The sequence below is a fragment of the Pseudomonas sp. W15Feb9B genome (assembly GCF_000828175.1).
In the GTDB taxonomy this organism is placed as follows: Bacteria; Pseudomonadota; Gammaproteobacteria; order Pseudomonadales; family Pseudomonadaceae; genus Aquipseudomonas; species Aquipseudomonas parakoreensis.
In genome coordinates, this window is the sequence record NZ_JTKF01000032.1 from 1 (window position 1) to 8,029 (window position 8,029).

Consider the following 8,029-nt stretch of genomic DNA (forward strand, 5'->3'; position numbering starts at 1 on the left):
GGAAAGTGCTTGGCTCGCCAATTAGCCCTTAATTGCCCCGATCTGATGCGAAAGCCACGCCCGGCTGTAGTCCAGAACACGACTAGCCATGGTGGTAGGAAAATGAATAAAGCCATGGGCGGACGAGGGCAGTAGATGTACTTCAACCGGTGCCGAATGTTGCCAACGCTCAGCGAGTTCCAGCGTGTCATCGCGCAGCGGATCCAATTCGCCGGTGAACATCAACGCCGGTGGCAATTCGCTCAAATCGCCGTAAAGCGGAGACAGTGGCGCCTGCCGGCGTTCATCATCACTCAATCCTGGAGTCAGCAGGCGCAGCGCCTCAACCATGCCCGGGCCGTCGAGCACCAGCGTTTCTGCAGGTGCGCCGTGTACGCTTGGGGTGCCCGCGAGATCGTAGACGCCGTAATAGAGCAAGGCGCCGCAGACGCGCTGCAACAAACCGGGTGCTGGTTTGAGTGCCAATAACGTTGCGGTTGCCAAGTGCGCACCCGCTGATTCGCCGACAACGATCACCGGCAGACCAACGAATTCCGTGCAATCGTCGCTCAGCAGCCAGCGTGCGGCGCAAAGACAATCCGCCATCAACGCCTCAACCGGTGTATTGACTGCCAACCGATAGTCAACTGACACCACTGCCACGTTGCAAGCCGTGACCGTTGCGATGTTAAGGTCATCGTTCATCTGTGCATTACCGATCACCCAGCCGCCACCGTGGTAATCAAGTACCACACCCTTGGGCTTTCCTTGTGGGCGGATGATTCGGACAGGCACTGAAGCAGCGTGCGAATGAACCACAGTGCTTTGCACTTGAAGGCCGTGTTTGACCGGTTTGTTCGCGCCGAGCATTTGACTGACGCGCAGCAATGTCTGGATCAAACGCGGCGTCAGCCGATTGCGAACGCGAAACCGCGGCAACCAGGCGAGTTTGCGGTTGAAGCGCTGCATTTGCGCCAAATCACTTTCGGTGAACACAAGCTTGTTATCAGCCAAATCCTTCCTCCCTCGTCAGCAATTCCCACTTAACGATATAGGGTGTTACGGCGGAGCAGTGAAGGGCGCCTCACGGTCAAGAACATTCACATCATTCCCCACCTGCCGCAAGGTTTCCGGCACCGTCATCCACAACAGTACCAGCGCCACCCCGGCAATCACCGCCAGGGTCAGAAATGCCGCGTTGTAACCGGCTTCCTGCAATACAACACCCGCAACGCTGGCACTTAATGCTGCGCCCAGACCGAACACCGTCGATAGGGCACCCAGGCTGACGTTGAAGTGGCCGGTGCCCAAGGTCAGATCTTTCACTACCACCGGGAACAGCGCGCCGAAGATCCCTGCGCCGACGCCGTCGAGCATCTGTACCGCCACTAGCCAGTAAGGGTCGGCGGACAAGGTGTAGAGCACACCGCGCAACGGAAGAATCAGGAAGCCCGCGAGCAGCAGCGGCTTGCGTCCCCACACATCGGCTTTGACCCCCACCAGCAGGGCGACCGGCACCATGACCAGTTGCGCGGCGACGATACAGGCCGAAGTCAGGGGCGTCGCCATTTGCAAGTTGACCTGCGCCAGCTTCTGGCTCACCAGTGGCAGCATTGCCGCGTTAGCCAAGTGGAAGAGGGCACAACAGATAGCGAACATCAGCAGCGCTTTGTTGGTCAGCAACACCGTCAATCCCGATGGCGTCTTGCCGTGGGCGGCGTCGCTTGGGTCGAGCCCACGGGCGAGATCATGGTTGATGGCGTTGCTGTCGACGAAGCTCACGGCGATCACGCTGCACAGCGCCATGACCGCCATCAGGTAGAACACCGCCACCGGCCCGAACAAGTAGGCAAACCCACCGGCCAGCAGCGCCGCGCAGGCGTTGCCAGCATGGTTGAAAGTCTCGTTGCGTCCGGTGCGCCGGGTGAACGCGCGCGGGCCGGTGATGCCCAGGGTGATCGCCGAGATGGCCGGTGCGAACACCGATGCCGCTGCGGCGCTCAGCGCTTGAGTGATCGCCACCAGACTGAAGGACGTCACGAAGGGCAATACCACGCAACTGCCGGTCACCAGCAACGCGGCAATCGCGATGACCGCGCGTTTACTGCGCGTGTTGTCGACCAGTGCACCGGCGGGCGTCTGGGTGACAAGGGCGGCGACGCCAGCGAGGGTCATCACCAGCCCAATGCTGGCCGGTTCCCAGTGATGCACGGCCAACAGGTAAATGGCCAGATACGGCCCGAGTCCGTCGCGCACATCGGCGAGGAAGAAGTTCAGGCTGTCCAGCGAGAGGTTGTTGCGACGATCGGAGTGAGTGTCCACGCTGGCACCTTCGATATCGAGGTTGCTTAGAATGGCGCAACCTTCGTCAATTCAGTGAGTGGTCGTCTGCGGATTGAGTTGCACGGCGCTTATGCGGCCACTCGACTCTGTTTCGAGTGGCCGCGCTGCAAACGGCTCAGTTAATGCGCGGATGCTGCTGCACCAACTCCTTGCGTTTGGCTTCCAGTTCGGCGATTTCGGCGTCGATGTCTTCGATTTTCTGCTCGATGTGGTCGTGGTGTTCCTTGAGCAGTTCCTTGGCTTCCTCAAGGTCAGACGCCGCCGGTGCAGCACCCCGTAGCGGTTTGTTGGCGGTCTCTTTCATGGTCACGCCGGTGATCAGGCCGACCACAGCAATCACCATCAGGTAGTAGGCCGGCATGTACAGGTTGTTGGTACTTTCCACCAGCCAGGCCACGGCGGTCGGGGTCAGACCAGCGATCAGCACCGAGACGTTGAATGCAGCGGCCAGCGCGCTGTAGCGGATGTGCGTGGGGAACATCGCCGGCAGGGTCGAGGCCATGACGCCGATGAAGAAATTCAGCAACACCGCGAGGATCAGCAAACCGGAAAAGATCAGGCCGATCTTGCCGCTGTTGATCAGCATGAACGCCGGAATCGCCAGCAGAAACAGACCGATACTGCCGACAACAATGAAGGGCTTGCGGCCAATCTTGTCGCTGATAAAGCCGATCGCCGGCTGCACGAACAGCATGCCGACCATGATCGCGATGATGATCAGCACGCCACGGTTTTCGCTGTAGTGCAGGTTGTGCGACAAATAGCTCGGCATGTAGGTCAGCAGCATGTAATAGGTGACGTTAGTCACCGCCACCACGCCAATGCAGGTCATCAGGCTGCGCCAGTGCTTGGTCGCGACTTCCTTGAACGAAACCTTCGGCCCGCCCGCCAGACCTTCACGGTCGCCTTCTTCGAGTTTTTCGACGTGCTGCTGAAATGCCGGAGTTTCTTCCAGTGCATGCCGCAGATAGAGGCCGATCATACCCAGCGGCAGGGCGAGGAAGAACGGCAGGCGCCAGCCCCATTCGAGGAATTTCTCTTCGCCGATGATCGTCGAGATCAGCACCACCACGCCGGCACCGAGGACGAAGCCGGCAATCGAACCGAAGTCCAGCCAGCTGCCGAGGAAGCCGCGTTTGCGGTCGGGCGCGTATTCGGCAACGAAGATCGAGGCGCCGGTGTACTCACCGCCGACCGAAAAACCCTGAGCCATTTTCGCCAGCAACAGCAGGATCGGCGCCCAGATGCCGATCGACTCATAGGACGGTATCAGGCCGATGGCGAAGGTGCTCAGCGACATGATCACGATGGTCGCGGCCAGCACTTTCTGCCGCCCGTATTTGTCGCCCAGCGCACCGAAGAACAGCCCGCCCAGCGGACGAATCAGGAACGGCACCGAGAAGGTCGCCAGCGCTGCAATCATCTGTACGCCAGGATCAGCCCCGGGGAAGAAGATCTTGCCGAGTGCATAGGCGACAAATCCGTAGACCCCGAAGTCGAACCATTCCATGGCATTGCCCAGCGCGGCGGCGGTGATCGCTTTGCGCATCTTGGCGTCGTCGACAATGGTGATGTCTTTCAATCCGATGGGATTGACCTTGTTTTTCCTTGATTTCATGCGGGTCACTCATAGCTGAACGGATTCGATGCCATTGTTTTGGTGGCATGGGTTCTTTCCGTCAGATACAAGAAGACACGAAATAATTCACTGCTCGTGGCATTTTTGTCGTCCGCAGCCGCACAGGCGCCGCACAGCCCACTCGGCGATGATTACGCAAAAGCACAAGACGTCAGGCTGAAAACCCGGATAATGGCCGCCAATTCGTTTTTGCTCTCTGGTAAACCCGCATGGAAATCAAGGTCAACTTTCTCGACAACCTTCGACTTGAAGCCAAGTTCGACGACTTCACGGTGATCGCCGATCAGCCCATTCGCTACAAAGGCGATGGCTCGGCACCGGGGCCGTTCGACTACTTCCTGGCGTCGTCGGCCTTGTGCGCGGCTTACTTTGTGAAGCTGTATTGCGAGACGCGTAATATCCCGACCGACAATATTCGCCTGTCGCAGAACAACATCGTCGACCCGGAAAACCGCTACAACCAGATCTTCAAGATTCAGGTCGAATTGCCGGCGGACATCTCTGAAAAGGATCGCCTGGGCATTCTGCGTTCGATTGATCGCTGCACAGTGAAGAAGGTCGTGCAGACCGGTCCCGAGTTTGTGATCGAGGAAGTCGAAAACCTCGACGCCGACGCGCAGGCGCTGCTGATGCCGCATTCGACGTCGGCGGCGGGCACTTACATCGTTGGTAAAGACCTGCCGCTTGAGCAGACCATCGCCAATATGTCGGGGATTCTCGCGGATCTGGGGATGAAGATCGAGATCGCCTCGTGGCGCAATATCGTGCCTAACGTCTGGTCGCTGCACATCCGTGACGCGCACTCGCCGATGTGCTTCACCAACGGCAAGGGCGCGACCAAAGAGGGCGCACTGGCCTCGGCGCTGGGCGAGTTCATCGAGCGCCTGAACTGCAACTTCTTCTACAACGATCAATTCTGGGGCGAAGACATCGCCACCGCCGAGTTCGTGCATTACCCGAACGAGCGCTGGTTCAAGCCCGGCCCGAAAGACGAGTTGCCGGCAGAGATTCTCGACGACTACTGCCTGGACATTTACAACCGCGACGGCGAACTCAAAGGCTCGCACCTGTACGACACCAACTCCGGCAACACCCAACGTGGCATCTGCTCGCTGCCGTTCGTGCGCCAGTCGGATGGTGAGGTGGTGTACTTCCCGTCGAATCTGATCGAAAACCTGTTCCTGAGTAATGGCATGAGCGCCGGCAACACTTTGGCTGAAGCCCAGGTGCAATGCCTGTCGGAGATCTTCGAGCGCGCGGTCAAACGCGAAATCCTCGAAGGCGAAATGGCCCTGCCGGACGTGCCGCAGGAAGTACTGGAAAAGTACCCGAGCATTCTCGCCGGGATCAAAGGCCTGGAAGAGCAGGGCTTCCCGGTGCTGGTGAAGGATGCGTCGCTGGGCGGTGAATTCCCGGTGATGTGCGTGACCCTGATGAACCCGCGCACCGGTGGCGTGTTCGCCTCGTTCGGCGCGCACCCGAGCCTGGAAGTGGCGCTGGAGCGCAGCCTGACCGAGCTGTTGCAAGGCCGCAGCTTCGAAGGCTTGAACGATTTGCCGCAACCGACGTTCTCCGGCCAGGCAGTGACCGAACCGAACAACTTCGTCGAGCACTTCATCGACTCCAGCGGTGTGGTGTCGTGGCGCTTCTTCAGTGCCAAGTCTGACTTCGAATTCGTCGAGTGGGACTTCTCGGGGCAGGGCGAAAACTCCAACGCCGAAGAAGCCGCAACGCTGTTCGGCATTCTCGAAAACCTGGGCAAAGAAGCCTACATGGCGGTCTACGACGATCTCGGCGCCAACGCTTGCCGGATCCTGGTGCCGGATTACTCGGAGATCTATCCGGTCGACGATCTGATCTGGGACAACACCAACAAGGCCCTGCAATTCCGCGCCGACATCCTCAACCTGCACAGCTTGAGCAAAGTTGGTCTGCGCAACCTGGCCCAAGGCCTGGAAAACAGCGAGCTCGATGATTACACCGACATCACCACGCTGATCGGTATCGAGTTCGACGACAACACGCCGTGGGGCAAGCTGACCATTCTGGAACTGCGCCTGCTGATCTACCTCGCCCTGCAGAAATTCGAGCAGGCCAAGGACCTGGTCGAAGCCTTCCTGCAATACAACGACAACACTGTCGAACGCGGCTTGTTCTATCAGGCGGTGAATGTGTGCCTGGAGATGGAGCTGGACGAAGACCTGGAACTGGCCGATTACGAAGCCAACTTCCGTCGCATGTTCGGCGACGAGCGCATGGACGCGGCGATTGGTTCGGTCAACGGCAGTGTGCGTTTCTACGGTCTGACACCGACCAGCATGAAGCTCGAAGGGCTGGATCGGCATTTGCGTCTGATCGACAGTTACAAAAAGCTGCACACCGCGCGGGCGAATGCGGCGGCGTTGAAGCGCTGATAGCAGACGGTCACTTCGTAGTGAGGAGCCTGTGGCGAGGGGCTGAATCCCCTCTCCACGGTTGCGTAAACCTGTGCGGGCGGGCTTGCCAAAGAACAGGTCGTCTCAGTGAATGATTACTGCGGCGCCAGATCGCCGTACAAGTACGCCGCCGTCACACCCCCATCCATCAAGAAATCGCTACCCGTAATAAACGTGCCTTCCGGCCCCATCAGCAACGCACCGACCGCGCCGACTTCATCTGGTGTGCCACCGCGTCCGGCGGCGCTCAAGTCGATCATGCGCTGATAGCCGGGTCCACGCGGGCCGCTCAGTTCGTCTCGTGCCAGCGGGGTGAAAATGATCCCCGGGCTGATGGTATTGACCCGCGCCCCACGCTTGCCCCAACGCACCGCCTCGGCCATCACCCGCAACGAGTTACCGCGTTTGGAAATCTGGTAAGCGTGCAAGGGATCGCTGATCTGATCAGCTTGTAGCATCGGTAACGCCAACAGTTCTTCCACCGGCGTGGTGGCCAGTGCCTTGTTCTGCTCGACACTCAGAGCCGGCAGGCGATGGCCAGACTGCGAGGCGATCACCACCGCCGAGCCGCCCTTGGCGATGACGTTACCGAACTCCTCCAGCACCAGCGCCGTGCCATACAGATCCACTCGAAGAATGGTCGCGACTGGCGCCTGCGAAGGGGAAACGCCAGCGGCAAGGATCACGCCGCTGATCTCGCCGATGGCGGTGGCGGTCTGCACCAGGGCCTGCACCGATTCACGAGAGGCGATGTCGACGACCGTCGCGGTGACCTCAAACCCTGCATCGAAAAGGATTCTGGCTGCTGCGTCGGCGTTCTCCTGTTTCAGGTCAGCCAGTACCACATGCTTGCCGGCACTGACCCGGCGGGCGATGGCCTGGCCAATAGAACCGGGACCGATGACGACGACCACTTGTGCAGGATTTTTCATGGTGGGCAGCTCTTTCCAGGTATTCCTTCACCTTATAGGGCTGTTCATTGCTCAACAATACGGTTCTGATTGCTAGGGTTCATGAGCAGAACTCATCAATTGTCTTCAGCGCTTGCACTGCGCCTGCACTACCTGGCAAGTGTTCGGCGTCCCTCCGGAGCGGCTCGCATAGCGCATGCAGTTATTCATCGACTTCTTGCGCGCCATGCTCAAGGTGTCGCCCCAGGCCAGACCACCTTCGCCGGAAGTAGGCACGGCTTTGGCGTAGCAGTTCGAGCCGTTGGTGGCGTAGCGTTTGCTCGAACAGCCGACTGTCAGCGCCAGGGTGGTGGCGAGCAGGGTAAGTAGCACCCAGGACGAGCATTGGCGTGCGGTGATTGTGGTCATCTGGGTTCCTCGTTGGGTCATGCGCATCAATTGCCTCGCCGACAGGCGTTGGGCATTATCCAGCAATCGACATAAGGAAGCGTCCCCAATGCGTGCACCCACACTACACCTGATGTGCGGCAAGATCGCCTCGGGTAAAAAGTGGATGACGCCATCTGCCGTGCTCGGTTGCATGCACGTAACACGCTGGCCGAGCATGAGTTGGCGGCGTCGGAGCGGAGTTTGATTTGATCACTCGATACTTTAAGGCGCCAGACATGGGCGAGGGGCTGGAGATGGTCATGCACCGAAACCGCTAGCAGGCAAGCTCCCAC

6 protein-coding genes and 1 pseudogene are annotated in these 8,029 nt (G+C 59.4%); 2 read left to right on the forward strand and 5 right to left on the reverse strand.

The window, feature by feature from the left end:
* Positions 1-21 precede the first annotated feature (21 nt).
* The 3 genes from OC71_RS17195 to proP all read right to left on the reverse strand — a co-directional run bounded on the left by OC71_RS17195 (position 22) and on the right by proP (position 3,940).
* Complete coding sequence (locus OC71_RS17195) at positions 22-948, reverse strand: alpha/beta hydrolase (RefSeq protein ID WP_052510603.1); 927 nt, start codon at positions 946-948, stop codon at positions 22-24.
* A gap of 90 nt (positions 949-1,038) precedes the next feature.
* On the reverse strand, positions 1,039-2,301 hold the full coding sequence (locus OC71_RS17200) for an MFS transporter (RefSeq protein ID WP_041071721.1): 1,263 nt from the start codon (positions 2,299-2,301) through the stop codon (positions 1,039-1,041).
* A 136-nt stretch (positions 2,302-2,437) separates the two neighbouring features.
* Positions 2,438-3,940 (reverse strand): glycine betaine/L-proline transporter ProP, encoded by a 1,503-nt coding sequence (proP, locus tag OC71_RS17205; RefSeq protein WP_041071723.1) that lies wholly within the window; start codon positions 3,938-3,940, stop codon positions 2,438-2,440.
* Positions 3,941-4,170: 230 nt separating this feature from the next.
* On the opposite strand from proP, the gene OC71_RS17210 reads away from it, so the two are divergent.
* Positions 4,171-6,375 carry an OsmC domain/YcaO domain-containing protein gene (locus OC71_RS17210; RefSeq protein ID WP_041071726.1) on the forward strand — a complete coding sequence of 735 codons (2,205 nt, stop codon included), beginning with the start codon at positions 4,171-4,173 and terminating at the stop codon, positions 6,373-6,375.
* Positions 6,376-6,491: 116 nt separating this feature from the next.
* On the opposite strand, the gene OC71_RS17215 is transcribed toward OC71_RS17210, so the two are convergent.
* Together OC71_RS17215 and OC71_RS17220 are read right to left on the reverse strand one after the other, a co-directional pair.
* The gene (locus OC71_RS17215; protein ID WP_041071729.1) at positions 6,492-7,328 is read right to left on the reverse strand and encodes an SDR family oxidoreductase; all 837 of its coding nucleotides are present in this window, start codon (positions 7,326-7,328) and stop codon (positions 6,492-6,494) included.
* Positions 7,329-7,433: 105 nt separating this feature from the next.
* Positions 7,434-7,715, reverse strand: a complete 282-nt coding sequence (locus OC71_RS17220) for a hypothetical protein (RefSeq protein WP_027613788.1) — start codon at positions 7,713-7,715, stop codon at positions 7,434-7,436.
* A 138-nt stretch (positions 7,716-7,853) separates the two neighbouring features.
* Here OC71_RS17220 and OC71_RS28535 point away from each other — a divergent pair.
* A pseudogene (locus tag OC71_RS28535) lies at positions 7,854-8,014 on the forward strand (ATP-binding protein); the annotation flags it as partial.
* Positions 8,015-8,029: the final 15 nt, after the last annotated feature.